Below are 26,878 nucleotides of genomic sequence, written 5' to 3'. Positions count from 1 at the left end.
TCCGTGAGAACTCACGGTTCCGTGCTCTTTAAGACCTCGTCCCGGACCTCCGCCTGCACGAACCGGCTCCAGCAGTCCGCCTCACAAGAGGACTCACCATCCAGGTTGAGGCCTTCCTTGGAACCCTTACAACCCCATTAGGGCTCTTTCGAGAAAAAATCGGCACCCCGGCACCCACCGCTATTGTCCGTCGAGCTCTAAAAGCTTGACCTGGACGCGTTCGACATCCGGACGCATGCCGAGCCGCTGGTAGATCTCCAGGGCCTGGTTTAGGTATGCAATACCCTCGGCGGGGTTGCTGGTAACCAAGTGGTGGTTGGCGATGCCTTCAAGGGAGATGGCTTCGTCGTCGGATTTGTTCAGCTCCCGGTTCATGGCCAGAGCCTGCCGGTAGAGGGTGAGGGCGTGGAGACGGTCGCCGAGCGCGGCGACGGTGGCCGCATAGAAGTTTAGCGCCCAAGCCTCGTTAGTACGGTCATGGATTTGCCGGAAGATCTCTAGGGCCCGCTCCAGCTTATCCTTCGCCCCCGGCAAATCCCCGACATGGAACCGCAACTGCCCCAGGTGAGTTAGGGCGCCAGCCTCGCTGGCACGATTACCGATCTGCCGGGAGATCTCCAAAGCCCGGGTCTGGGCGTTCACGGCCCCCGGCAAGTCCGCAGTCAAATATCGTACCTGCCCCAGGTGGGCCAGAGCAGTGGCCTCAGCGACGCGGCTGCCGACCTGTTGGCAGATCTTCAACGTTCGCTCCAAGACCTCCGCCGCCTCCGGCAAGTCCCCAGTCAGAAACCGTATCTGCCCTAGGTTGCTCAGGGCGGCAGCCTCGCCGAGGCGGTTCCCGGTCTGCCGGAAGACTTCCAGGGCCCGTTCCAGTGCGTCTGCTGCCCCCGGAAGATCCCCGATCTGAAAAAGCGTCAATCCTAAGTAGGTCAAGGCGCTAGCTTCATTGTGACGGCTGCCGATCCGCTGGGAGATCTTCAACGCTCGCTCCAGCGCGTCCATCGCCCCCGGTGAGTTCCCGAGATAAAACCGGAGCTGCCCCAAGAAGGTCAGGGCGCCAGCCTCACCAAGACTGCTACCGATCTCCTGAAAGATCTCCAGCGCCTGCTCCAAGATATGCGCCGCAGCTAGCATATCCGTAGCCAGGTATCGAACCCGCCCCAAGTGGGTCAGTGCGGTGGCCTCACCGCGGCGATTGCCGATCTGCCGAAAGATTTCCAGGGCTTGTTCCAGTGCGTCTGCTGCCCCCGGCAGATTCCCGGCCAGCTGTCGCGCCCGTCCCAGATCGCTTAAGGTATCGGCGCGGGCGGCGGGCCGATCGCACCGAATCCCTGCTGCCTCAGCGGCTTGGTGGATCTGTAGGGCACGGGTCCAGTGGCCATCGGAGTCGAAGATTTCGGCTATGCCGTCGGCCAGCGGGATGGTGTGGTAGTCGAGGTGGTGAGTGTCGGCGTGGGTACACGCAGCGTCCAGGTTGGGGCGTTCGGCGCGCATCCAGGCCTGGGCGCTCTCGGGGTCGGTGAGGTCTGGGGCGTGGGCGGGGGGCGGGCCGTCGGGTGCGCGGCGCGGCAAGCGGGCGATGAGCATGGAGGCGGTTTGGGCGGTGTGGGCGTAGTAGTGCAGGAGCCGGTCCAGGGCCGTCGCGCGCCGTTCGGCAGGGTCGATGGCCGTGGCCTGGGTGCGGGCGTGAAGTCGGAGTAGGTCGTGGAGGCGGTAGCGGCCGGGGGTAGTTTCGGTGAGCAGGCTACGGTCGGTCAACTCCTGCAACAGCGCATCGGCCTGCTGCCGGCCGGTGGTCAGTAGTGCCGCGGTGGCGTAGGCGTCTGCTTCCGGACCGGGGATGAGCCCGATGTGCCGGAACGCGGTCTGCTGTTCGGGGTTGAGGTTGTCGTAGGACAGGTTGAAGGCGGCGGCGACTTGGCGGTTGCCGTCGTCGAATGCCGTCAGGTCTGCCAGGCCAGCGCGCAGACGGGCTTCCAGATGTTCGGAGGTCCAGGTGCGGCGGTGGGCCATGAAGGCGGCGGTGATTCGCAGTGCCAGCGGCAGGTAGCCGCACAGCTCAGCGATCCGTGCTACGGCCGGGTCGTCAGCAGGGATGCGTCCGGCGCCGGCATGCCGACGCAGCAACGCAACCGCATCAGTCGGGTGCAGGACGTCCAGGGGCATGGGGTGAGCGTCGTCGAGGGCTTTGAGGCGGTTGCGGCTGGTGACCAGCACCAGGCAACCGGCGGTCCCGGGCAGCAGGGGTCGAACCTGCTGTTCCGTGACGGCGTCGTCCAACACGATCAGGGTGCGAGTGCCAGCCAGACGGTCCCGGAAGGTTTTGGCCCGCTCCTCCAACTCCGTGGGGATGTTTCGAGGGTCCAGGCCCAGGGCCAGCAGGATCTGAGCCAGAGCATCACCGGGATCTCGCGGCGGGGTGTCGGGAATGTGGGCGCGCAATTCGATGAACAGTTGCCCGTCGGGAAACTCCTCGGCGAGAAGATGGCCGGCGTGTACGGCCAGGGCGGTTTTGCCGATCCCGGCCATGCCGTCGATCGCCGAGATCACCACCGTGCCTGGCGCTCCGCCGGCGTCATTGTCGGTGGCGGCGTTGGTAGCGGCGAGGTCGAGCAGTTCGGCGACTTCTCGGTCGCGGCCTTGCAGGACGGTGTCCATCGGCAGTTGGTGACGTGGTCCGTGGCCCGCCGCGCTGGCGGGCGGGGTTTGGCCGGTGCGGTTGAGGGCGGCGGAGTGCGCTGCGCGCAGCGCCGGGCCGGGATCGTGGCCCAGGCCGTGCAGCGCCGTGATGGTGGTTGCGGCCAGCCCGGCGGCGGCCGTCGTCTCCCCGGCCGCGGTCAGGGCGCGGACGGTGATGACGGTCAGGCCTTCGCGTTCGGGGTGTGCTTCGGCGACGTCCCGTGTCAGGTCGGCGGCGGCCTGGGGGCGGCCGGCATCCAGTTCGATGCCGGCCAGTGTCTCCAGGGCGCCGAGGCGTTTGATGTTCAGCGAGCGGGCTTGGGCGCGCAGCCAGGCCGATTCGGCATCGGCGAGGGCGATCGCGCCGGGGTTCCACAAGGCCAGGGCCCGGCGCAGGTGCTCGGCGGCCAGGACTGGTTCATGGCCGTCCAAGCTGGCGGCGCCGCGGCGTACCAGCAGGTCGAAGCGGTGGACGTCGACGAGTTCGGGGGCGACGCTGACGCGGTACGCGCCGCCGCGGACGGCCTTCAACACGTCCCGGCCCAGCGCGGGGGTGAGGGCTTTGCGCAGCCGGTACATGTAGTCGGCGATCATGGTGGTGGCGGTGTCCGGCGGGTCGTTCGGCCAGGCGTACTCGGCGATCGTCACCTTCGGTACGGCCTGCCGCTGGTGCAGGAGCAGGACGGCCAGGATCGCGCGGGACAGGGGCCCGCCCAGGTCCACTGGGATGCCGCGGTGATGTGCCCGGATGGTGCCGATCAGGCGGAACTCGAACTCCGGTGTCGTGCCCGGATCCCCGTTCATCGGCGGACCGCCCCCTTATCAGAGCCCTGTCGGGTCTACCAGTGTGCCCGCGGAACCTGCCTGGTGGCGTTGTCGTTCAGGGTGGCGTATCCGGCGATTCGCAATGCTGAAACGAGCATGCGCGGGCGGTCACGACTGTGTCGTTGTCGGTGGGTGCGGTCCGGCCTGAAGGTGAGCGCGCAACTCGATGGCACGTGGATCGTCGTAGTTGGCGGCGAGGCGGGCCGCCTCGACCCGGGCGGCCGTAGCGTCACCGGCGCCGTGCCCGTCATCGGTGGTGTCGAGGGTGTCGGCCAGGTGGGACAGCGCGTTCGCGGTCTTGTATCCGTCGGCTTGGGTGCGCAGCAGCGCGACGGCCTGGCGGTGAAAGTCAGCTGCCTGTTCTGGGCGGCCGAGCATGTGCTGGGCGCGTCCTGCCGCAGTCAGCACCCGAGCTTGGATGGTGCGGTTGCCCAGATCTTGCCCCAGGTTCTGGGCCTGCCACAACAGGTCTTCGGCCTCGGCGGGACGTTGTTCTGCCAAAGCCAGTTCGGCACGGTCGACCATGAGGACCACCTGTATCCCCGGATCCGCGCCGACGGTGGCGTCGCGGTCGGCGGCATCCAGTGCCTGATGTGCCAGTTCGAATCGTCCGAGCTCGGTGAGCGCCCGTACGATGATGCCGTAGGCCTCCAGCACCATGCCGCCTTGGTAGTCGGCGGCGGCCAGCTCAGGCAGGGCTTGTTCTGCGGTTTCCACAGCTGCGGACAGCTCACCCTGATGCTGGAGCACATCGGCGATGTTGATTTTCATGATCGCGGCCATGCGGTTCTGGCCGGTGGTATCAGCCCTGGTCGTGGCATCGTTGAAGACCTGCAGGGCTTGGTCTAGATCACGTCGGCGCATCAGGATCAGGCCTACGGCGTTGGCCGCGTCAACGCTGCCGACAGCGTCGCCGAGGGTGTCGTAGGCAGCCAGTGCTTCCTGGCCGTGGATCAGTGCTGGCTCTAGGTTGCCGGCGAACCGATGTGCGATGGCAAGGTTACGCAGCGCCCGTGCCTGGGCAGCCAGATCGTTCGATGCGCGGGCGCTACGCAGTGCGGCCTGTGTGGACTGTATCCGGTCGTCAGAGGCGTTCAGGACGAATGTCAGCGAGTACATGGTGGCTGCGAGTTGGAACACGGCCTTGTGGTCTTGGGCCTGCTCCAGAGTGCGGATCAAGGCCATCAGGTTGTGTCGTTCGACGGCATACCAGTCCACGGCCTGCCTGCGGTCGGCGAACGATTCCAGTTCCACGCCCGGAAGGGCTGGCGTGTCCACCACGTCTGCCACAGAGTTCTCGACCAGAGCGGTGGCGGCGCGGGCGGTGTGCAGGTACCAGTCTTTCAGTCGCAGCAGTGCGTGCTCGCGTTCGGTCGGGGGTTCATCGCCCTCGGCGCTGTCGGCGGCGAAGGCGCGCAGCAGGTCGTGGAACTGGAACCGGACCGCACTGCTCTGTTCCAACAGGTGCGCGCCGGCCAGCACGTCCAGCATCGTCCGGGCAGCGGTGTGCGTGGATCCCAGCAGCGCGGCGGCCGCCCCGATCCCGAACTCCGGCCCCGGGTGCAGCCCGAGCAGCCGGAATGCCCGCGCCGCACTGCCAGGCAGCGCCCGGTAGGACCAGGCGAAGACGGTGCGGACGGCGTCGGCCTCCTGCCCGTCGTCGACCGACAGCGCCTGCCACAGCCCGGACCCGGACCGCAGCTCGCCGATCAGCTCCTGAAGCGGCATCAGCGGGTGAGATGCTGCCCGCTCAGCAGCGATCCGCAGCGCCAGTGGTAGCCGGGCGCACAGCTCAGCCAGCTCAGCAACCTGCCCCCGGTCATCGAGGCTGCGGTATTCGCCGACGGCGGCCTGGTACAGGTCGGCGGCCGTAGCCGGGTCCAGCAGTCCCACGCTGATACGGCGTGCCCCGTCCCGGGCAGTAAGACCTGACAGGCGGCTGCGGCTGGTCACCACCACCAGCGAACGCTCATCGCCGGGCAGCAGCGGGCGGACCTGCCCGGCGGTGGCGGCGTTGTCCAGCACCACCAGCACCTGCCGACCGGCCAACAGCGACCGGTACATCCCGGCCCGGTCTTCCAGGTCCGCCGGGATGTCCCCGCCCGGTACGCCGAGGGCACGCAGAAAGCGTTCCAACGCCTCCGCCGGCGCCAGCGGCGGACCGATGTCGTAACCGCGCAGGTTCACGAACAGATCTCCACCGGGAAAGTCGGCACGTATCCGGTGCGCGAACCGTAGCGCCAACGAGGTCTTCCCGACCCCGGCCGTACCGGTCACCACCACTAGGCGCAGCCCGCCGCGGTACTCCACAGCCCCGGCCAGCGCCGTCAGTTCGGTATCCCGGCCGACGAACCCGGCCACATCCGCCCGCAGCAGTCGCGGCACCGTAACCGCCGGGCCAGCGGGAACGTGGTAGTGGATGCCGCCGGAAACATCGCGAGCCTGCACCACGTCTCTAGCCGACCCGGACAAGTCCGCGGACACACCCGCCCGGTCGGCATCGTCGGTCGGCCTCATCAGCGCCCCTCAACCATATGCGGCTTTACCGGCTGAATCAGTAGCCTGAATCATAGGTCAGGCTACCCGCATCGGGTCGGCAAACAACCGTGCCCGCCTGCACCAGCAGGCGGGCACGGTCAGCATCGGTCGGGCAGACATCCCGGGGCCAGGTGCCTACTGAGGAATCTCGAACTCGCCGTTGAACGCGCCCAGCAGGAACGCCTCCCACTCACCGCGATTGAACGCCAGCACCGGCCCGTCGGCCACCTTGTCATCGCGCACGTAGACCATGCCGCTAGCGAACCGCACCGCGACGCAGTTTCCCTGCTGCCCGCTGAAACTGCTCTTGAACCATCCCCGTGCGCTCATCACATACCCCCTGGTCAGTTAGGTCCACAGCCCCGGATGGGCTACAGAGTGCCTTCAACGACCACGGTGCAGCCGTGTCTTCGGAAATCGGCCGTGAGCGAACGATCTTCGGTTTCGGAGTGCGGGAAGCTGCGGACCTCAACCGGAATCTCCTGCGACACGGCTGGCATCTCACCGAAACACCAAAGGCGCCAACGACCACGCAAAGGTCCGCACCGCAGAGCGATCAGGGTCACAACCCTGGCCGCTGCCCATTCACCACCGTCGGCCTCCGCTGCGCCCCGATGCCCGCACTCTGCCAGCGCCCGGGTGGATCGTCTCGCACTATCGTCCGAATCTGATCCCTCCGGAAACGTCGTCGGTCTGTGCGACGTTTCCACGTACGGACCCGCTGACGGTCTTGTTGATCGTCACCACCGTCACCGGTGCCGTTGCCGACCGCGACTCCAGCAGCGCAGGCAGCGCTTTGACGGCATCAACAAGTTCAGGGCGTGCCGCCAACTGGCCAGCAAGATAGCCGACCCAAAACAACTCCATCCTGCTGGAGCGTTCCGGCTCCGGTCCCTGTCCCGCGATCGCGAGCGCTTGCTCCCTGGCGAGGTCAAGCTCCGTGTTGGCGGCCACAACTGCGGCGGACTCCGCGCCGGCGGGTTCGCTGTCAGACCGGCGTCGTGCCCACATCCGGGCTATCGCCGAGCGGACCTGACCCCAGGAATCGGTCAGGACCGCTGTGACCAGAGACTGCGCGCCGGGGGTCACCACATTCACCAAATCCACCCTCAGATCGTACGTGCCGCACACACCTGTCCATAAGGGTCCACCCAGTCAAGCGTCACCCCACAACCGCCCAGCGAGCCGCTAATGCTACGAGAACATGCAACAGCCAGCCTCGAACCTGACACCATCCAGGCCCGCACAAAACACGCCAAATATCGTGCGGAAGTCCACGCCGCAAAGCAATCCAAGTCACACCACCGGGTCAGGCCAGTTCTGGATCGACGATCCGGGCCGTCCGATCAGCTAGTCCCGCCGTTCCACCGCAGCGCAGCCGGACCGGGCAGATGCCCTCGCCGGCTGCGCCGCGACGACCGATAGGGTCTGGGTCTTGATGAACGAGCAGATCACGCCCACGCCGAAGCTTCCGCTCGCGCTGTCCATACTCCCTACTCGCGCGGAGATCGAGGACAAGGCGACGTGGGTCGGGCAGACGGCACACGGGGCCTGCCAGCCCCCGGCTCCTTGCCGCCGGAAGTCCTCCGCGCACTGGAGGAAGCCCGGGAACGCCAGGCCCGGGGGAAGGTCCGCGAGACCTACACCCCGGACGAACTGCGCAAGATGTTGCACCTGCCGCCCAGCTGATCAACAGCCGACGCCACGCCGGAATGCCGCCGTTCGGCCGTGAGGGTATCCGACCCCTGCTACCCTGAAGTTCGTCAAGACTCCTTGACGGACTTTTTGGAGGCGGACGAATGACGACCTGGGTCAGCGAGGATCAGAAGCACACGGGACGGGCCGTCGCCGTCGAGAGCTACACAGTCTGGCTCGACGAGCCATGGACCACGGTCGTCGCCCGGCAAGGCGCTGAAAAGATCCAACTCGCCTCATCGTGCTCATGCGGATGGCACACCGACGAGGACGAGATCGCAATGAAAGACACGTATGCGCTGGTCATGCGCACCACAGCCAACGGCAGGACCAGCGTCAGCCGCGCACTGAGTGAGCGGAAACCCCGAGCCGAGTGGGAGGATCACGTCCAGGACAAGGCGCAGGACGACGCATGGGCGAAGCTCGGTGACGCCGCCAAGCGGTTACGCGAAGGCTGGGACAACATCGCCGGGCAGGAGCCGATGGACCGGCTACGGATCTGCCGCTCCTTCCGACGCTGGTGGCTGGAGGAGACGGAACGCTCCGCGGTGATTGAGGCTCGCCGCGCGGGACGCACCTGGGAGCAGATCGGCACGGCACTGGGCGTCAGCCGACAGGCCGTTCACGAGCGCTACCGCTCTTGCACCGACGACCTCTCGCCGAACGTCTGCATCACCGTGATGGTCGACGACGACAGCGACACTGAAGCCGAACCTGCTACTTCATGACACAGACGGACTTGCCGGCCAGGTGAACCCGAAGTGGCTATGCAGCTGGTTGCGGCAGGTCTCGAACCACATCGCACACGTGTCCAAGGTCTGACGCGCAGGCCTGCCCGACAGATACTGCTCGTAATTGGCGAGGCCGACCGCGTCCCGCCGGCCGGGCGCTGGAAGATCGGCCGCCACACGAACTCGAACATCCGCAGGGGCGGAGTGATCGGCGGGATGATCCCGTTGATGCGCGTCACGGCGAGAGCCCGCTGATGACCCAAACGATTGCGCGCATATCGGGCACCCTGCAACACCAGAGCCCCGGCCTGGCCAGACAGCTTTTCATAGTCTGCTGCGCAGAGATCGGTGAAGCCCTCATGGATGCTGACGGCCCACCACATGGCCTCCGCGAGCGGGACGACTACGGCTTCCAACACAGCGTCGGCCTCATGCTGCTGAAACCGAACCCGAGCCTGGTGGAACCCGAGGATGGCGGTTTGCAGCATGAACCGAGGGTCGTCTGCAGCAACGCTCATCCTACAAGAATACGGGCTCTTACATGATCGGCAGCCCAGCTTCGAGCAATTGTCCCTGACCCCGCGTTGTTAGTCGGCCACTACCTGCCTAAAGGCTGCCCGAGCCCTCTAACTGCGAGATCGCTCGACAACCCAAAATGACGAGGGACCAAGGCGCCTTCGACCAGCACGTTTCCCGAGCGGAGCAAAATATGTCTACCCACGGCAAAAAGTAGATAAAAAGGTCACACCAAGCCTCTGGGGACCCTCCGAAGCAGGCCGTTGAGCAGGGAAAATGACAACGCCGGCCCGGTGGTGTCAACAGAGGGAGTAGCCTCGACTTGACCAGGGGTCACGCTTTACATTCAAGTGAGACGTCGGCACGACTGGCGCCAGACAGCACAACAGGCAGCTGCCGCGCGACCGCAGGATCAATCAAGCTGCCTGCGTGCTCAACGCTGAAAGCCCTGACCCGCCGGAGTCCCTTCCGGGTCGGGCGTCAGCGGCTATTCCACAGCTGATCCAGCGCAGCGGCGGCTTGAGCGGCGACAGCTGCTGCCATCAGCGCTTTCCTGGCCCACCGCGGCCTCCACCAGCGTCGGAAATCGAACCGACGAAGCTTTTTGCCGGGCTCTGCGTTGCCGCGGCCCTCGTTCTTGTCGGGGTCCACGGGCTCCTCCTTCGTTCGCGGAAACCGCCCTGGTCCTAGGGATGGCCGGCCTACCCCTGGAATCAGACAGCTTTGGTGGCGGGGATGATGTCGGTCGTTGCCCGGCGGATGTGTGGTAGCGTCAGCGCTTTGGTAAGCGCGACGGCCTCGTCGAACGCGGCGCCGGAGGTCGCGGGGACTGCGGAGGCCGGGGCCTGGAGTCGGGGTCGGGGCGTGGTGGTGGTCTCGGTCATGGTGCGATGTGGTCTTCTTCCTGGTGGTGACGGGGATGCGGGTCGCGCGGTAGTGGGTGGGTTTCGATAGGTTCCCGGTCATGACTGATCTTGATCCGCTGGTGCGGCCTCTGGCTGGGCTTGTCGCCGAGTTGGCGTTTCGGCTGGACGGCTCCGATGAGGAGCTCGTGGACGAGCGGTGGGCGGCCAAGGCGCTGGAGTGGATCGCGTATGTCTGCGGTCAGCTTCCGCCTGAGCAGCGGCAGCGACTGGTGCAGGTCATGGCCGAGCGCGCGGCCGAAGCCCGGCCCGGCCCGGAGCGTGAGTTCCTGGAGTCCTTCGCCGAGGACTTTGGGCTGGTGGACGAGGACGACGAGTAGCCGCGGCGCGGGTTCAGCGGCGGTCTCCGAATCCGGACAAGGCCGAGGTCGCAGGGTGCAGGCTGTGCTCCTCGCCGGCGCGGCTCGGCGAGGTCGGGGCGTCGTGGAACGACTGGTGGTGCAGGATCGAGCGCAGGTCGCCGTCGGCGAACCGGGCGGCCATCGCCGCCGTCCCGAGTGCCCGGTCGACGGCGCCCTGCCCGCGCAGCTTTGCCAGTGCGACGGCCTCGGCCATCCTGGAGGCGATGCCGCGCACGCCTTCCTCCTCCTCCTCCTCCTCCTCCTCCTCCTCCAGCTACGATGCGGCACCAGGACCGATCGCCAGGAACGCCTCCTCGGCAGCGTTGGTCGGCTTCGGCGTCCTGGCCCCTCGTGCGGACTCCGGGTAGTGCTCGTCCAGGATCACCGGGTTCCCCGGCGTTGACCTGTGGTGCCGGGCGATCTTGGCCGGGGTGCCGTCAACGATGCCGGTGACGACGAGTTCGTCGCCGTGCCAGCGCACGAACACCTGCCGGTCGGCGTGCTGGTGCGACACCGAGTAGCGGACCTGCTCGACCCGGATCGTAGAGTCCTTGTCGTGGACCTGCCGGGTCGTGCCGAACGCCTGCGTGTAGGGGTGCTCGGGCACCTGGTGCAGCCGGAACCGCTCCTCGCCGAGCATCTCCAGTGGAATCCGTCGGGTCTCGCGGTGCACCCGGCCGTTGACCTCGGCCATGAACGCGTCGCACGCCACCTCGATCTCCCCGAACGACACGTAGCTGCCGCGCAGGTTCGTCGTGGTGGGGACGATGTCCCGCTTAGCTATCTTCACGGTGTTCTCCACCCCGCCTTTCGAGGCTGGGTCGGCTGGCATGCAGGTGCGGATCACCGTGCTGTAGAAGCGGCCGATCGGCACGATGCCCGGGTTCCGCACGGCGATGTTCGCGATGTGCGCCGTGGTCACCGTCTTCTCGTTGTCGGTCAGGCAGTACGTCGGCACCCCGCCGCACGCCCGCCGCGCGGTGCCCGGCCTGGTAGGACTCCTTCGCCGCGGCCACCGCGCGGCGGGCGTGCGGTTGGTGCCGTCACAGCCCATCGCGACAAGCTTCTTGTGGACCTGGTCGGCGCCGATCCGGCCGCGCGAGGCCTCGATGAGCTCCTCGACCTCGGGCATGAAGGCGTCGATCACCTTCGCGCACGGGATCCGCGTTGACGAGTCGATGCCGGTCCCACGCAACTGGACGTAGCGGCGGACCGTGTGGTGGTCGCATCCGGCCAGCTCGGCTGCTTTGCGGTAACTCCCCGTTAAGTCGTATGCAGCCAGTATTTCCATGATCTCCTCATTCGTCTTCACGGTCGGCCACTTTGGCAAGCAGCCTCCCGAAGGCAGGTGGGGAGGTCAATAGTTCGTCAATGGGTGGTCTTCATGTCCGCCGGTGGGTACCCTTTGTTTCCGCAGCGGGGAGCTTGTCACGCCCGCTCACACGTATGTGGCGACCTTCGGGCGGCGAGACTCCTCGAATGAGGAGTCTTAGCCCATGCGGCTCCGCCGGTGCGCACGGCGGTTCAGCAAGCAATCAGCTGATCCGCCTGGCCCTGACCACCGACTTCGGTGGCCGTCGGAACGAGTACGCCGAGATTGACGAGGAAAGACTGCGCCCAGGACGCCTGCACGATGACCGGGCCGACAGCCATATGGGATATAAACGTCGCGGGGTAGGCGGTCAGCTGCCGATCTGCAGCGTTTGCTCCGATCGCACCAGCAGCCTCAATACCATTCAGATTCGCGGTGCTCTCGGCCAGTCGGCCCGTAGCGTGCGCAGGGATGGCGATCCGAGTCGCGCCCATGGAGTGCGCGAATGAGTTCACGCCGACGACGGCTACGGCAGCCGATAGACCGGTCACGCTGATCAGGGCAGTGACACGGGCGGCAGGTGCCGACACGGAACGAAGCTTCATCAATCTCCTTCAGCCTTCAACGGTATGGGACGCCTTCGCGTGAGCGGCAGAGAAGATTGAGGCGTCACACCCGCATGATCATCGTTTGGTCACGCCTTAGCTGCTGCAAGATGGCGGAGCTCTCATGCAGCAAAGCTAAGAAGGTGCGCTCAGGAGCGTAGCCGGAGGAGGGCTGCCTTGGAGGTTGAATCGCAACTTTCGACCTCCCTTCGCTACTGATGCGCTACCTGTCGTGACTGGAGTCAGGCCGTGGCATTGCATGGCAGGAAGACCCCTACGCCGATTTGAGTCACGACCGGCAACGAGCCGTTGCTCTCGGATATGGGCTCCGGTACGGTCTTCCCGAGGCAGTCCAGACTTTTTCGGGACAATTGGACCGAAGCGAATCGTCAGATGATGACGCAGAAGCCGCCGGCTGACGGCGTGGTGCACTCAAGAGTGGTGCACCACGCCGAGGGCTCGAAGACATACGGGGTGCTTTTTGGTGCTGCGGGTCAACGCTGCGATGCAGCGGCGGCTGGACTCGATCCAGACAAAGTTGCTCCTGGCCAGACAGGCCAGTGCCATAACGCGCGAAACACTCGCCGACGATCTGGGCATAGCAAAACGGACGCTTCGAGATTGGGAAACGTGCTACGACTCCCCGAGCCTGGCCCATGCGCTGAACTGGGCAAGCAGGCTCGGCTATCAGCTAACGCTCGCAGACAGGCTGGGCAAGGCAAAGCCCGAACCCGTCGCCGCCGAAGGCGAGGCGCCTTGGGAGTTACGGGAGATGCGCCGCCTGACGCCGCCCCTGAAATCCAGGCGTGAGGCGCGCAAGATCTCACAAGAAGACCTCGCGTTGATCATCGGCGTGGCCAGGTCGACGCTGCGGCGCTGGGAGGATGGCGAACAGTTGTCCCGGCTGATCGCCTTGATCGTGTGGTCCGACCGCCTCGATTTCACCCTGGACCTGGAGCCACGCCCGCAGCTACGCCGCTCCGCAGCCCTAGCGCGCGCCTAGAGAGGCACGACCAGCCAGGCACAACCGCGCCCTGCCAGAGTCAGCGCCTCCGAGCCCAGCCAAACCTTACCGTCGTGTTTTGACATCAATTAAGGCTGGAGTCTGATAACAACCCATGCAACCATGAGCGTGGAGCTAAGTCCTGCAGTGCACGAGGGGGCACACGTGCAGTACAAGTTGCTCGGCCCGGTCGGCCTGCGCCACCAAGAACGTTTCGAGCTAGCGGGCTCTCCCAAGGAACAAGCTGTTTTAGCGGCGCTGCTAATGGAGCGCGGCCGGGCGGTGCCGACGCAGACACTCGCGGACCGGCTCTGGGACGATGAACCTCCCGCCGCCTTCCGGAGCACCCTTCAAGCCTACGTTTCACGCCTGCGTCGGCGCCTGCGCGAGGCTGGCGAGACCGGCCAAGTCATCACCGGCGGGCCAGCCGGATATCGCATTGACATCCCCGTCGCCCACGTCGACGTGCACTGCTTCGATATGCTGATCTCGCAGGCCCAGTCACATGTGGCCTCAAACCCCACGGCTGCCCAGGAGCTGTTCCGGCAGGCCGAGACGCTCTGGAGCGGTGAGCCGCTGGCAGGTCTCAATGGATCCTGGGCCCGCACGGTCCGGCGGATCCTGACCGACAAGCGTCGTGCCTCAATGCTGCGCCGTATCGAGCTGGATCTGCAGCAGGGCGCCAGCGCAGCCGAAGCAGTGCTAGAGCTGTCGGAGCTCGCGGAGGCGAACCGCACCGACGAGCGCATCGCCGCCTTGCTGATGACAGCATTGGACAACGACGGCCGCACGGCGGACGCGCTTGCCGTCTACCGCGAAATGCGCAAAAAGCTGCAGGAACAGACCGGCACCGGGCCCCGCCCCGAGCTGCGGATGCTGCACCAGCGGCTCCTTAACGGCTCTGCGCCGCACAAACCCGCCGCCGCTCCGCAGCAGAGTCCCCAGCAGCCGATCGACACTGTGGACCCCGGGCCAGATTTCGTCTCCGGCCGAGATGATGATCTTCAGGTCCTCATCTCGGCTGTCACTGCCGATTTGGCCGCGGCCGGGCGGGGAGCACGGTTCGCGCTGGACGGGCTGGCCGGCATCGGGAAGACCGCCCTGGTCTTGCAGGCTGCCGACCTTCTTCGCTCGCGCTGCCCCGATGGGGCGCTGCAGATCAACCTGCACGCCCACGATCACCATCTGCCGCCGCTGGACTCACGCGAGGCGCTGACCCAACTGCTCGACGCTCTCGGCACCCCGTCGCACGAGCTGGGCCGGGCTGACACCGTGCCGGCTTTGACTGCTCTGTGGCGAAAACACACCAGTGGACGCCGTCTGCTGCTGGTGCTCGACGATGTTCAGGACGCCGCGCAGATCGAACCGCTCATCCCGCCCGCACCCGGCACAATCACCCTCATCACCTCCAGACGGCGTCTGACCGGGCTGCCGGGCCTGCGACAACACACCTTGGCCCCGCTGTCCGACGAGGCGTCCGCGGCGCTGCTCGCGCACATCACCGGCAGGACGCTGACTCGCGACGAGGATCTGGACCGTTACACTCGAAGCTGCGGCGGGTTGGCGCTGGCCATCACCCTGACTGCTGGCCACCTCCTCAGTCGGCCCGTATGGACGGTGGGCGACCTGGTAGCCCGGTTTTCCATGACTTCCCAGGCCCTGGCCGACGACCCCCTGACCGGGCCCATTCACACCGCATTCGCCATGTCCTACCGGGCTTTGGATGAGACCCTTCAAGACCTGCTGTACGACATCGCCGCCCATCCCGGCCCAGACATCGGTCTGCCTGCAGCCGCAGCAATGGCCAGAGCCGGCCTGCCTGACACCGATGCCCGCCTGGACGCACTGGTCGACCACCGACTTCTGGAGCACACTGGAGCACATCGCTACCGCCTCCATGACCTGCTACGCCAGTACATGTTGACCCAGCGCGAACGCAAGCATGGGGAAGCCGTCCTGGCCGGTGTGGTGCGCGCCATTACGTTCTATAGCGACGGGGCAGCCCGCGCCGACCACGCACAGAACCCCCGCCGACGGGCATTGAACTACCCGACGGCCTCGCAATCACGAGACGGCCTTCCCCTCGACACCCCAGAGCAGGCTCGCCGTTGGCTCGACGAGGAGTACCTCAACCTGGCCACGCTTATAAACTGGGGCGCCCAGCCCGGGCAGGAACGACAGGTCGGGCTCATCGCGCACGTGCTCGCGCATCACCTCGACCGCAGGGGACGCTGGCACCAAGCTCTCGACCACATCAAGCAGGCCCTGACGACAACTTCCAGCATCGACCCGGCTGCCGACACGATCACCGCCAGGCTGCTGACCGATCAGGCTGGCCTATACGCGAGGGCCGACGATCTCGGCCACGCCCTCGACACCGCCCACGCCGCACTGAGCCTGTGGACCGTCAGCGACGACCACTACGGACTGGCCGATACCTACTTCCAGATCGGCCGAATCCACGACTTCACCGGCCGACTCGACCAAGCCATCGCCGCGTTCCGCACCGCGGCAGAGCTGTATCGAGGCCTCGGCGACAGCAACCGCGTGGCAGCCGCCGAAAATCTGTGGGCCGTTGCCGCTTTCCAGACCGGCCACCGCGAGCAGGCGCTGGCTCTGTGCGGCCATGCTCTGGACCTCGCCCGCCACGACAACGACCTCGCGACCATCTGCGACATCCTGATCTGCCTCGGTGAGATGCACCGGCAAGCCGGCCACCAAGCCCAGGCCCTGGCCTATACCCACGAAGCCAGGAATCTCTCCGGAACTCTCGACGATCCGCTCGTGATCGCCACCGTAGGCAACAACCTCGGCGCCATTTACCAACACGCTGGCGATCACCACAGAGCCCTGGCCTCCTTCGAGATCGCACTCGAGCAATTCCGCACCATCAGCAACCACCGAGGTGAGGTCGATTGCCTCATCTACATGGCAAACTCACACACCCACCTCGCCGATCATCAGACTGCACTGGCAAAGATCCGAAGCGCTGCAGTGCTGGCAGAAACCACACACGACACGCTTCTGCAGGCGCAGGTCCGCCTCACCGAGGGCGACAGCCGCCGCGCCACCAACAACGTCCTCCAAGCCATTAACGCGTACCAGCACGCCTTGGACCTTGCGCTTCAAGCAGGTGCGCTCGTGGAACAAAGCAAAGCACACCACGCCCTGAGCACTATGTTCACGACCGCAGGAAGTCCCGGACGCGCCGCCGAGCACCTGGAGTCCGGCCTCGCCATCGATCTGGAACTCGCCCACGAGGCAGCCCCCGCCGACCTCGGCTAGGGACTGCCCTACCGGTCAAGGCTTATTTTGCAGCGCGCACTGACGTGATGGTGGGTCGTGGGTGAGCTGACGGATCGCGCGTGGGTAGTGATCGAGCCTTTACTCCCGGTCTCCAACGGCCGCAGTAGTCCGGTCCACCTCTGCAGCGCGGAGAGCACCTTTCTCACCTGCACCCCTACTCGATCGCTTCAGTTTCGTTCCTCTCCATAGGATTGAGCGCGATCATCAGCATCCCGTCGGCATCTACCAGGCTCCGCCGTCGTTCCCCTGCTGTTTGCAGGGTGAATCGCTGCTCGTTGTCGGCGGGGTGGATCAACACGGCCGCTCCGTCGCCGACTGATGCCGCGACCACTGCCCATAGTTCGGTCCGGACTTTCGCTGACAGCGTCCCGATGTACAGCCCTGGTGCTGGTTCGAGCATCCAGCGTGAAAGTGCTCCGCGGACATGGGGCGGGACGGCTGTGGTGGAGATGACGGTCAGGTTTGCCATGGTTGGCCGTATCCATAGTTGGTGCCGCCTGCGACAGTACCGTCGTCGGGGTCCCACAGGTGTACGAGTTGGATGTCGTCCAGGTCGGTGTCATCGCCGTCTGCGGCGGCTAATGGTGTTTGGTCGGGCAGGAGCAGGTTTTGGATGTCGCGGACGATACGGGGCATGAGGCGGAACAGCCGTAGCTTGCTGCGGAAAGCGCGGCGAGCGTCGGCTTCGGGATTTTCGGAGGCGTTGAGGGAGAAGGCCAGAGGCAGGGTGAGTTCGGCTTTGTACAGGTCGGCGATGTCGTAGACGAAGGCGTGGGTGGTTCCGGTGTGGACGAAGCCGAGGCCGGGTGTGCAGCCTAGGGCGAGGATGGCGGCGTGGGCGATGCCGTACAGGCAGGTGTTGGCCGCTGACAGGGCAAGGTTGACGGGATCTTGGCTGTCCCAGTCGTCGGGATCGTAGGTGCGTTTGAAGCGGCCGACGCGGTGCTGGGTGGCGAGGATCTTGTAGGTAGCTTTCATCCGTTGGCCTTCCAGGCCGCGCATCTGTGCCAATGTGACACCGGGCGGCAGGTCCTGGCCGAAGCGCAGCGCGTACATGCGTGCGGCGACGGCGAGGCGTTGCTCGGGGTCGGCCCAGGCCGCTGCTTGTGCTTCCAGCCAGCGGCTGGATTGTCCGGGGCCGACGATGCCGGCGTAGGTGCGGACGGCTGCGGTGCCGGTGCAGACCACGGTGGTGCCGTGGCGGGCCAGGGTTGCCAGGGCCGGCACGGTGATAGAGGTGCCGGGACCCAGCAGCAGGCAGCTCAGTGCTGCGGTGGGGATGCGCAGGCGGCGGTTGGGAGCGGGTTGGGCGGGGAAGGCAATCAGGCCGGTGTCATCCTGGATGATGCGCATCATGTCCAGGTACAGGAACGACAGGCTGTCGCCGATGCGCGGGATCATCGCCGCGGTCGGGACGGCGATCTTCCGTCGGGCGGCCTGAGTGGACGGTTGTCCGGGCGGCCCGGCTGCGGTGGTCATCGGGCCGGGGCCAGTGTCAGTAGTCCGCAGCCGTAGGACTTGCCGCGGCCGATGCCTTCTCGCAGGCGCTGGCGCAGCAGGTCGGCGTCGGTGATGGTGGCGGTGCCGTCGAACTGGGTGCGGGCGTGGCGCTGGGGCTGGGGTTTGGCCGGTTCGGGAACGTCGCGCACGCCGGTGGCCGAGGTGAGGGCGAGGGTGGAGCTGGTGCGAAGGTGCAGTCCGGACTGCTCTGCCTGCCGGTGCCACCATAGTTCGGCTTCCGGGCCGCCTAGTGGGACGATCCGGTGGGGATTGCCGGCTTGGGTGTTGACGCCGAGTTTGCGGGTGGCGTTGGCGATGATGCGGTATCGCACCGGTAGTCCGGGCCGCAGGGCGAGCAGCAGCGGGTCCAGGGAGCGGGTGAGGGCGGTGCCGTATTCGTCGGACAGGCGGGTGGCGTCGGGTTCGATCTGGCTCTGGATGAGCAGGGTGGGTCCGTCGTCGGTGTCCTCGGTGCGGAAGAGGACGCCGGCGCTGGCGCGGGCGGTGCTGCCGAGGCCGTCGGGGAACAGTCGCATGACGGTGCGGTGCATCTGGGCCACGTCGCGCAGGTCGCGGCGGGCTTGGTGGGTGCGGGTGTTCAGGGTGATGCGGGTCAGCCATACGGTCATCGGGATGCTCCGGTGGCGGCCTGGGGGTGCAGGTGCCGGATGAGGGCGGTCAGGTAGTCGGTGCTGGTGCCGGCCGGTGCGGTGACCGTCGGGGGGGTGTTGATGACGCGCTCGTAGCTGGTGCGGCGGATGTGGGCGCGGCCGGTTTCGGCGAAGCTGAGCGGGTCGTCGGTGATGGTGCCCGTGGTCTGCTCGCCGACCGGCGTGCAGCCGTCCGGCAGCGGCAGGTCGTTCAGAGGCTGGTCGGCGCTGTAGGTGATGTCGATGCCGGTGTCGTCCTTCCAGCTGCGTTCCCGGTGCAGCGGGGTGCGCATCAGGGCTGCCCAAACGTCGTCGTCCCGGTGGCCCAGCAGCAGTGCGGCATCCGGCGGGCAGGCTCGCCGGCCCAGGAAGGGCGGCCATTTGGGCTCGTTCAGCGCTTCTGTGACCGCGGACAGCAGCGCAGCGCCGTCGGCAGTGCTGTCGGTGCTGGTGCTGGCTTCGGGATCGGCGGTGATGGCGACGGTGAAGGCGGCGTCTTGCAGGTAATACCGAGTACTCACCAGGGTGGCGGTGTCGCCGGAACGGCGTTTGCCTTCGGCAGTGATCACGCTGTGGTGGTTGGGGCGTCCGCCGCCGACGGTGTGGAAGTCCCGCAGCAGGGTGCCGGGTCGGTCGACCCGGACCAGGAATCGCAGAGCCCGCAGGTCCTGGATGTCGGCGCTGCGCGGGCGACCGGCGGCGGCGGCGATGAGCCCGATGAGCCCGGAGCGGGTGGGGACCATGGCGCTGTCCCGTTCCCCGAATCTGGAGCGCTGGCCCCAGGACTGCATTGGGGCGCTCAGGTGCAGCAGCAGCCCCGGTCGGGAGCGGCCCGTCGCGTCGTGCGGGCTCATGCCTTGTCCCGGCCGGCGAACGCCGCGGCGATCGCCTGCTCGGCCAGCTCGTCGATGGAGGCCACCCGCTCCCCCAGTCCTTGGTCGCCGACGTCCAAGATTGAGGCGTAGCGGCGAAGTTTCGGAGCCCGGGAGGCGCCCATCAGCGTGTCGACGGCCGCGGCGTAGGCCGTCAGGGCGCTGATGGAGGGAGCGGCGAACCCGGAGGCGGCATCGGCCGGTACTGCGCGTTCGAAGGCCGAGGCGTAGGACACGGGGCGGTCGGCTCGGACTGAGACCGCGACCATGTCCGGGAAGGTGTTGGGGGCGGTGGAGTTCTTCTTGGCGTGCGGCATCGCGGTGATCGCCGCCTCGACGAATGCCGCCGCCAGGTTGCGGGCAGCGGCCAGATCGCCACAGTTGCCGAGCAGCTCGTCGAGGTCGATGGTCAGATAGCGGTAGAAGGTGCCGGCGCTGTATTCGCCGCGGCCCATGTGCGCACTGCCGGTGGTGTCGCCCCAGGCGGCGGTGATGTCGTCGACAGCGGCGAAGTAGTCGATCTCCACGCCGGTGGCGTGGGTGGTCATGGCGTGGGCCACCTGCACCGCCCCGTCTACGGCCGCCCCGTCCAGCTCGGCCAGCATCCGACCGGTCAGGTTGATGACGCCGTTGCGGGAGCGCAGCACCTTGTCGATTTCTTCGCGCGGCAGGACCGCAATGGCTGCTTTGACCGCGTCCTTCTCGGCGACGCCGGGCTTGAGGTCGGCCGCGGCGGCCAGCGCATCCTGATGCTTCTCGGCGATCACGGCCAGCTCGGCCACCGCCGAGGCCGGAATGTAGATCATGGCCTTGGTGCCCCAGGGCACTTCAGCCTGCTCGGCGTCTGACTCGTCGGCGTCCTTGGACTTCTTCTTCGGCGCTTCGGCGCCGATGCTGCTGGCCACGACCGTGTAGATGCCAGCCCGGGTCGCCAGCTCCTCGCTCCAGCCGCGCTCGTCGCGCAGGAACCGGCGAAGCTCGTCGGCCAGCCGCCGGGTCCGCATCGCCGCATCGCCCTGCGCCGCCTCCAGCTGCAGCCGGATCGACCGCTTCCAGCACTGGCTGGACACTCGGGTGCGGACCACGCCGCCGTAGCGCAGCTTCTTCACAGAGTTGGTGTCATCACGGTTGAGGTTGGAGTACGGGACCGACTGCAGGATGTGCAGGTCGAGGAACCGGGCGGAGGCAAGGGTGCTCATAGGGACTCCTGGATCGATGAGTGAGGTGTGGAAGCGTTTGGCCAGTCGCTGAGTAGCGATCACGCAGCCGACGTTTCGGTATCGCCGCCGGCACCGCCGTTGTCTTCGGTGTCCGCGGCCTCTTCGGCAGCGTCGCGCTGGGCGGACAGCAGGCTGTGAAAGAAGCCCTGGCGCCACCGACGGGCGATGTCGTCGCCGCGGGCGGACCAGTCGCGCAGGTCGCGCAGCAGCGTCACCCAATCGACAGCCTCCGGGATCTGCGTGATGGCGCCGGGCAGATGCAGATGCAGGCCGTCCAGATCCTGCTTGGTCAGCAACTCAAGGCGGCGGCGGGCCGAGGCCTCAGCCAATCTCTTCTCGCCCACCGCCGCAGCCAGACACCGGCCCAGGTTCCGGCCATAATAGGGCTGGGTGACATCCGGCCCGCCGAGCTCCAGGACAGTCTTGGTCGGCACGGCGGCGAGCATCGCGGCCATCGTGTAGTAGGCCCGCTGCTTCTCCGGGGCCAGCACAGAGGGGTCGATGGGGGCCAGCGCGCTCACCACGATCTCGTCGGCCGCGGCGGCCATCTGCCGGGAGGAGAAGCCGATGATCGACCGCAGTGCCGCTCTCGCCCCCGGGGTGTCCTTGCAGTGCTCGATGACCTTCTTGACGAAACGGCGGTCGGCCTGCAGTTCCGGATAGTTCATCACTTTCACTTTCCCGTCCGCAGTGGGCTTGGGGGCTTGCGGCTTCCTGGCCAGACCGGCTTTGACCCGAGGGCCGTACAGCTCCAGCCGGGCGGTCTCCACGGCCTCGGCATCGTCCATGGAGTGCACGGCGTTCTCGGTGGCGTGGTCGAATGCCTGCTCAGCCAGGGACCGGAACGCCTTGCCCAGCCCGTGCCGGGCCTGCGGGTCGGCGGAGAACAGCCGGGACCAGAACAGCCGTTCGGCCTGCGGCCAGTACTCCGCCGCCACCACCTGCGACCAGGCGCACTCCTGCACCTTGCCGTCGGTATACAGTGCCCAGGCCTTCTTCGCCGCGTACTCCAGGCGGCGCCCGGCGATCTCCCCGGCCTGGCACAGGTTCCCGACGTTCGCGGCCATCTGGGCGTTGTCGGCCTTGAGCGTGTTGATGATCGGCGGCGTGACGGCGTCGACGAACTGAGTGTCCTTGGCCTGCCCGTCCTGATCGAACCCCAAGGCCAGCACCCGCAGATCGGGGATATCGGGAAGCTCCTGGAACGCCACCGGTTTCAGAACCGTGTCGCTGGAGGAGGGCCGGTTGCCGATCAGGGTGTCGACGTCCCGCCACAGCGCCCGGCCCGAATCGGCCCGGCGGGCGTACTGGTTGCCTTCCTTGCTGGTCTGCCAGATCACGTACGGGTCCTGCGACCGATCCGAGGGCGTGCGCCAGGCCCAGGTCAGGTAAGCGTCCACGACTGCGTCCCGTTCCGAGTTCGGCATCAGGAGCACCGCGTGCTGCGCCCGGCCAGTCAGCAGCGAACCGATCCCGGTGGCCTGCGGCGCGGTACCCAGCGGATCTGGGTAGTCTTCGTACTCCCACGGGCACCGGTCGCCGGAGCTGCCGGGCCCGCTCATCAGCGCCGGCTCCGGGAGACCGGCGATCAGGGTCTGGAACAGCGAGGATCCGAGCGGGTGATAGGACAAGCTGGTGCGCAGCGGACCGGCCTTGGTGTTGGCCGCCGCCACCCCGGCGACCTCGCGCGTCGAGCAGCGCCCGGAAGCGCCGTAGTACAGCGTGGTGATCAACCCGAAGAACGCCTCGGCCGGGGCCGCCGGCACCGGGGCGGTATCGGAGTGCGGCCCGCCGAACCAGGCGTGGTTGTTTCCCGCCGGACGACCCGGAATCAGCTTATTGATTCCCGCTGTTTTCGGGCACTGCGCGGCCAGCCGGGAATCCTGCAGGAACGGGCGGGCGGCGTCGAACAGGTCGAACCGGCCCGCGGGGATACCGTTGAAGTAGTCGTCGATGGCCTGCGGATCCAGCCGGCCATACTCCAGGACGGCGTCGCGACGCTCGATCCAGTCCTCGTCCGGGCCGTTGTCGTCCAGTGCGGAAGATCCCGGCAACGCGCTGACACGGGCGGCCAAGGCGTACAGGATGCGATACAAAGCAGACAGCGTCGGCGCCGGACTGGCATCGATCGACTCGATCATGTGGGCATGCTCGAGCAGCTCGCGCAGTCCCAGGCTGCGGCGCCGCACCAGATCGTCGGGGATATCCACTCCCATGCGCCACGTCACGGATATCCAGTCACCGACGAGCACATTCGACGGTAAGAGGTTTGTCACGGCCCTCCTCAGGATGGGCTGTACGATGCGAGCAGAACAGGATTCTCCGCGCAGGCGGAGGTGGACCCACGTCGGTCTACGCGAGCACGCCGCAGACAGTGATCTCTCTGCGCAGGCGGAGGTCAACGGGTCGGTTGATGCGGAGCGCTCCGCATCAACCGACCCGCCCGCGCGCCTTGGCCACGGCGCGCGACTGACTCAGTACTCAGAGCATGCCAGAGCGCCAACCTTGATCGTGCGGTTTCTAGGAAGACGTCAGTCTTGGCGAGAACATGGGCTTCAGCGGATGCTGGTTCGTCACAGGCTCAGGCGTGACGCAACCCGGTGACCTGGTCGTATGTGAGGCTGCCGTCGTCGGCGTGCCATCGCCCGTCAGCGCCTGCCCGGCCCTGGATCAGCGCGATATGGCGAAGCAGCGGATTCGTCTCCCAGGCGGCAGGAATCTGCAGCGCTGAGGCGTGGCCGACGGCCCAGGAGCCGGGCACGGGGATCGTGTGTTCCATCAGAGTCCGGACGCCCTCGCCGGTCAGGGGCTGCGCCAGGGCCGCCTTGCCTTCCGCGTCCAGGCTCTGCCTGCCGTCGCCTTGCTGGAAGACCAGGACGACCCGGGCGCTGTCAGCGCCCAGCCGTGTGACGATCAAGTCATCGTCGACGCTCCCATCCGTTTTCCACAGCCCGGCGTGCAGGTTCGTCAGCTTCCGCCGCGGCTCATCGATGATGACGTTCTCGGCGAGCTGTGTCTCGGCAAGGACCGCGCCGTGGTACTCCAGGTCGGCCCGCCATTGATCCACGCCTTCTTCTCCCGTGAGGTTCCCGGGCTGGGCGAATTCGTCGGCGTAGACGCCATCCACCATCGCCTGCACGTCCTCCGGGACCCGGATCGGGGCTTCTGCCTGCTGGGCAAGCAGGTTGCGAGTGCGGCGCAGAAGGCTGTCGTAGTACACCGATCCCCACTGCCGGGGCAGCTCGTATTCACCATCAGGTTTGACCGGGTCCAGGACCACCAGCCGCGGCTGGTCCCCGATCCACACCGGGCGTTTGCCACGCCGGTGACGCTGGCAACGGCCAGCCCGCTGGAACAACAGCGCGACCGGAGCCAGATCGCTGATGACCAGGTCGAAGTCCAGGTCTATCGACTGCTCGACCACCTGCGTGGCCACCACCACAGCCCGGACCGGGCGTTCGCCGCCGTTGCCTGGCTTGCCGAAATCCAACTGGATGGCATCAGTGATCTTCGAGCGGTCCAGCGCCTGAAACCGCGAGTGCAGGAGCCGGACCGTCACCCGCTCAGACCCGTCCTCCGAATTGAAGAAATCGTCCAGGTAATCGAGTGTCTCCTGGGCTTCGGCCACAGTGTTGCAACACACGAGTACGCAGCCGCCTTCGGCGCCGGCCACGTCAGCAACTCGGTCGGCGATCACCGCCAGGCGGTCCCGCTCCCCCGCGCTGTCCTGAGCCCGAGTCACCGGAATCAGCTCAACCTGAAGCTGGTGCCGCCGACCGCTGCCCACGGTGACCGGTGCCCCAACCTCACCGGTGTCTCCATCGACGAACAACCAGCCCGGATACGGCGCCGCAACCGGCTCCAGCGCCGAAGCCCCGGGTCCCAGCACCCCGCGCCGATAGGCCTCCACCACACTGTGCGCGATACGACCGGACAGCGTCGCTGACATCACCACCACTGGCACCCGCATCGCCCCCAGCCACGTCAACAGCCGCAGCAGCAAAGCATGCATCCACGGCCCATAGCTGTGCGCCTCGTCGATCACCACGACCTTGCCGGTCAGCGCCGACAACCGCAGCAAATTGTGGCGCATCGGCAACACCCCGGCCAAGATCTGGTCGATCGTCAACGCCCCGATCGCCGCCAGCAACCCCCGACGACCACCCCGCAACCACTCCGAAGAGAACGCAACCGCCCGCGCATCACTGACGACAATGTTCGGCGACACCGACCCCGCAGCCAGCTTCGCGAAATCACTGTTGAGCCACGACATCCCATGCACCAACGCGATCGACGCCGAATTCAGCAGATGCTCATCCCCGCAGAACTGCGCCAGCCGGGTGAACATCGCATCGGTCGTCGCCATCGTCGGCAACGCGAACACCATGCCACCGACCTCGGCCACCTGCGCGAACCGCAACGCCGCCAACTGTGCCGCCTCCGTCTTGCCATCACCAGGCGGCGCAGTGATCAACAGCATGCCTGGGCCGTTCACCTGCCGGGCAAGGCCCTGCATCAGCGAAGCCTGCAGCTGGTTGGGAACGAACCCGAACCGCTGCGGGAACTCGGCCGGCGTCGGCATGTCCCGGAACCTGGCCCTGGCCAAGCCAGCCTCGGCCACCACCGCCGGCGCATCGAGCACGGCCTCATCAAAGTGCGCCTGCAGCTCCGGAATCGTGGCGCCCCACCCGTGCCCAGGCATGCGCGCGATGATGAACTCCTTCTGGCTGGCAAGCCAGTCAGCCACCACCACCAGCCCCGCCAACGGCGGAACCACCGCACTGGGCACCGGCCCCGCCAGCACCGACTGCGCACCGCCACCGATCACCGCACGCAACACCGCCGCATGCACGAAAGCCTGCCGCTCCCAGCCGCCCCACCCCATCGCCGCACCCTTGCACGCGCGCGGCCGCCTCAGATCATCATGATCAAGCGACCTGTGCACCCGGCCGTGATGAGCACCGAGCAGCTGCGCGACCACATGCCCCAGACCCGAGCGGCCCGCAGCATAACCCAGCTGCGGCAGCACCTCGGCCAGCACCCACATCGTCGCCTCGTCGTGGCCGAACCCCCGCTCGTTCTCGGTCAAGCTGACAGTTGCGTAATCAGGATCCCCAATCAGCGCCTTGTAAAGATCCGGGACCTTCGCCTGGAACGGCGGCGTAACCTTGCCAATGTCATGAAGCCCCGCCCAGAACATCACCATCGCACGCACCGCGCCGGGCTCCACACCCAAGCTCGATGCCAACCGGCCGGCAGCCGCCGCACCAAACCACTCATCGAACAGCGCACCGGCCATCGCCGCGGTATCGAGCAGATGGCAAACCACCGGATACGGCCCCGGCAGCTCCCGATGCTTACCCCACAAACGGACATCAGGGGTGCCCGTCGGACCATCCGCAGGTACCGCTCGCTCCGATGAATCCTGCACGTCGAACCCCTGGTTCAGCCAGCCGCAACTGGAAAGTAGCCCGCCCGGGACCGGGCAGGGAACCAGCCAACCAAACCCCACCGACAAGAACCACCCACCCACCAGAACAGCCAACGATGTAACGTGCACACATCAGAACGACTCCGCACCCCGAAGATGGACTACATGGCTATCACGATCCGATAACGACAGCGTCGAGTTGCAGGTCGGGAAGGGTTCTCTCCGCGCAGGCGGAGGTGGAGCGCCGCCGGCAACGCCGGATTCCCGGCCGCGACCGTTCTCTCCGCGCAGGCGGAGGTGGAGCGCTCGCTGACCGCATGGCACTGCGGACACCGCAGTTCTCTCCGCGCAGGCGGAGGTGGAGCGCGGTTGCCGCGGGGGTGGCGTGCGGAGCATTGGTTCTCTCCGCGCAGGCGGAGGTGGAGCGGTGATGTCGGCGGGTCGCGAGGGGCCGGCATCGTTCTCTCCGCGCAGGCGGAGGTGGAGCGTTCGTGGTCTGGGCGGGTGGTGTTGTGCAGGTGTTCTCTCCGCGCAGGCGGAGGTGGAGCGACTTCGTTGTCGGTACGACCCGACAGGGCGCCGTTCTCTCCGCGCAGGCGGAGGTGGAGCGTCCATGTCCTTGACGGACATCTGGGTGCCGACGTTCTCTCCGCGCAGGCGGAGGTGGAGCGCCGGTGACGTTCGTCGACGGCGTTCCGGTCTAGTTCTCTCCGCGCAGGCGGAGGTGGAGC

Annotated in this window: 19 protein-coding genes, 1 pseudogene and 1 CRISPR repeat array (1 of these 21 running past the window's edge); of the genes and pseudogenes, 5 read left to right on the top strand and 15 right to left on the bottom strand. The window is 66.8% G+C overall.

The features are described from left to right. Positions 1 to 180 precede the first annotated feature (180 nt). The 4 genes from ABD481_RS34020 to ABD481_RS34005 all read right to left on the bottom strand — a co-directional run bounded on the left by ABD481_RS34020 (position 181) and on the right by ABD481_RS34005 (position 7,149). Positions 181 to 3,483, bottom strand: a complete 3,303-nt coding sequence (locus ABD481_RS34020; protein ID WP_344669941.1) for an AfsR/SARP family transcriptional regulator — start codon at positions 3,481 to 3,483, stop codon at positions 181 to 183. A 129-nt stretch (positions 3,484 to 3,612) separates the two neighbouring features. Then, on the bottom strand, positions 3,613 to 6,021 hold the full coding sequence (locus ABD481_RS34015; protein ID WP_344669940.1) for an ATP-binding protein: 2,409 nt from the start codon (positions 6,019 to 6,021) through the stop codon (positions 3,613 to 3,615). 156 nt (positions 6,022 to 6,177) lie between these two features. After that, positions 6,178 to 6,372, bottom strand: coding sequence for a DUF397 domain-containing protein (locus ABD481_RS34010; RefSeq protein WP_344669939.1), 195 nt, complete (start codon positions 6,370 to 6,372; stop codon positions 6,178 to 6,180). A 324-nt stretch (positions 6,373 to 6,696) separates the two neighbouring features. Next, the gene (locus tag ABD481_RS34005) at positions 6,697 to 7,149 is read right to left on the bottom strand and encodes a hypothetical protein (RefSeq protein WP_344669938.1); all 453 of its coding nucleotides are present in this window, start codon (positions 7,147 to 7,149) and stop codon (positions 6,697 to 6,699) included. A 417-nt stretch (positions 7,150 to 7,566) separates the two neighbouring features. Between ABD481_RS34005 and ABD481_RS34000 the strand changes: the two genes are divergently transcribed. Beyond that, positions 7,567 to 7,731, top strand: coding sequence for a hypothetical protein (locus tag ABD481_RS34000; protein ID WP_344669937.1), 165 nt, complete (start codon positions 7,567 to 7,569; stop codon positions 7,729 to 7,731). Positions 7,732 to 7,841: 110 nt separating this feature from the next. Continuing rightward, complete coding sequence (locus ABD481_RS33995) at positions 7,842 to 8,465, top strand: hypothetical protein (RefSeq protein ID WP_344669936.1); 624 nt, start codon at positions 7,842 to 7,844, stop codon at positions 8,463 to 8,465. 999 nt (positions 8,466 to 9,464) lie between these two features. Here the strand turns inward: ABD481_RS33995 and ABD481_RS33990 are convergent. Both ABD481_RS33990 and ABD481_RS33985 read right to left on the bottom strand, forming a co-directional pair. Next, on the bottom strand, positions 9,465 to 9,635 hold the full coding sequence (locus tag ABD481_RS33990) for a hypothetical protein (RefSeq protein WP_344669935.1): 171 nt from the start codon (positions 9,633 to 9,635) through the stop codon (positions 9,465 to 9,467). A gap of 62 nt (positions 9,636 to 9,697) precedes the next feature. Beyond that, positions 9,698 to 9,868, bottom strand: a complete 171-nt coding sequence (locus ABD481_RS33985) for a hypothetical protein (RefSeq protein ID WP_344669934.1) — start codon at positions 9,866 to 9,868, stop codon at positions 9,698 to 9,700. An 80-nt stretch (positions 9,869 to 9,948) separates the two neighbouring features. Here ABD481_RS33985 and ABD481_RS33980 point away from each other — a divergent pair, with 80 nt between their 5' ends. Beyond that, positions 9,949 to 10,227, top strand: a complete 279-nt coding sequence (locus ABD481_RS33980; RefSeq protein ID WP_344669933.1) for a hypothetical protein — start codon at positions 9,949 to 9,951, stop codon at positions 10,225 to 10,227. 13 nt (positions 10,228 to 10,240) lie between these two features. On the opposite strand, the pseudogene ABD481_RS33975 reads toward ABD481_RS33980, so the two are convergent. Both ABD481_RS33975 and ABD481_RS33970 read right to left on the bottom strand, forming a co-directional pair. Beyond that, positions 10,241 to 11,560: pseudogene (locus tag ABD481_RS33975) on the bottom strand (Mu transposase domain-containing protein). Between the two features lie 212 nt (positions 11,561 to 11,772). After that, the gene (locus ABD481_RS33970) at positions 11,773 to 12,165 is read right to left on the bottom strand and encodes a hypothetical protein (protein WP_344669932.1); all 393 of its coding nucleotides are present in this window, start codon (positions 12,163 to 12,165) and stop codon (positions 11,773 to 11,775) included. Positions 12,166 to 12,649: 484 nt separating this feature from the next. Here ABD481_RS33970 and ABD481_RS33965 point away from each other — a divergent pair, with 484 nt between their 5' ends. Continuing rightward, positions 12,650 to 13,168 carry a helix-turn-helix domain-containing protein gene (locus ABD481_RS33965; protein ID WP_344669931.1) on the top strand — a complete coding sequence of 173 codons (519 nt, stop codon included), beginning with the start codon at positions 12,650 to 12,652 and terminating at the stop codon, positions 13,166 to 13,168. A 165-nt stretch (positions 13,169 to 13,333) separates the two neighbouring features. After that, a complete protein-coding gene (locus ABD481_RS33960; protein ID WP_344669930.1) occupies positions 13,334 to 16,453 on the top strand; it encodes an AfsR/SARP family transcriptional regulator in 3,120 nt (1,039 codons plus the stop codon). Between the two features lie 175 nt (positions 16,454 to 16,628). Here ABD481_RS33960 and cas2e read toward each other — a convergent pair whose 3' ends face one another. The 7 genes from cas2e to cas3 all read right to left on the bottom strand — a co-directional run bounded on the left by cas2e (position 16,629) and on the right by cas3 (position 26,261). Further along, positions 16,629 to 16,943 carry a type I-E CRISPR-associated endoribonuclease Cas2e gene (gene cas2e, locus ABD481_RS33955; RefSeq protein WP_344669929.1) on the bottom strand — a complete coding sequence of 105 codons (315 nt, stop codon included), beginning with the start codon at positions 16,941 to 16,943 and terminating at the stop codon, positions 16,629 to 16,631. Then, positions 16,931 to 17,953, bottom strand: coding sequence for a type I-E CRISPR-associated endonuclease Cas1e (gene cas1e, locus ABD481_RS33950; RefSeq protein WP_344669928.1), 1,023 nt, complete (start codon positions 17,951 to 17,953; stop codon positions 16,931 to 16,933). Before cas1e ends, cas2e begins: the two co-directional genes overlap by 13 nt. Further along, on the bottom strand, positions 17,950 to 18,603 hold the full coding sequence (gene cas6e, locus ABD481_RS33945; protein WP_344669927.1) for a type I-E CRISPR-associated protein Cas6/Cse3/CasE: 654 nt from the start codon (positions 18,601 to 18,603) through the stop codon (positions 17,950 to 17,952). Before cas6e ends, cas1e begins: the two co-directional genes overlap by 4 nt. Continuing rightward, the gene (gene cas5e, locus ABD481_RS33940) at positions 18,600 to 19,478 is read right to left on the bottom strand and encodes a type I-E CRISPR-associated protein Cas5/CasD (RefSeq protein WP_344669926.1); all 879 of its coding nucleotides are present in this window, start codon (positions 19,476 to 19,478) and stop codon (positions 18,600 to 18,602) included. The genes cas6e and cas5e overlap by 4 nt, the downstream gene beginning before the upstream one ends. Next, complete coding sequence (cas7e, locus tag ABD481_RS33935) at positions 19,475 to 20,695, bottom strand: type I-E CRISPR-associated protein Cas7/Cse4/CasC (RefSeq protein WP_344669925.1); 1,221 nt, start codon at positions 20,693 to 20,695, stop codon at positions 19,475 to 19,477. Before cas7e ends, cas5e begins: the two co-directional genes overlap by 4 nt. A 59-nt stretch (positions 20,696 to 20,754) precedes the next feature. Beyond that, positions 20,755 to 23,118 (bottom strand): type I-E CRISPR-associated protein Cse1/CasA, encoded by a 2,364-nt coding sequence (gene casA / locus ABD481_RS33930; protein WP_344669924.1) that lies wholly within the window; start codon positions 23,116 to 23,118, stop codon positions 20,755 to 20,757. Positions 23,119 to 23,297: 179 nt separating this feature from the next. After that, positions 23,298 to 26,261 (bottom strand): CRISPR-associated helicase Cas3', encoded by a 2,964-nt coding sequence (gene cas3, locus ABD481_RS33925; protein WP_344669923.1) that lies wholly within the window; start codon positions 26,259 to 26,261, stop codon positions 23,298 to 23,300. A 101-nt stretch (positions 26,262 to 26,362) separates the two neighbouring features. After that, a CRISPR array of direct repeats spans positions 26,363 to 26,878; the repeat unit is 29 nt; unit sequence GTTCTCTCCGCGCAGGCGGAGGTGGAGCG (it continues 6,540 nt past the right edge of the window).

Origin of the sequence: Catenulispora yoronensis, assembly GCF_039531695.1 — a bacterium.
Taxonomy (GTDB): Bacteria; Actinomycetota; Actinomycetes; order Streptomycetales; family Catenulisporaceae; genus Catenulispora; species Catenulispora yoronensis.
Note: the sequence above shows the minus strand (reverse complement) of the source record. Positions and strands in the feature narration are given on the sequence as shown.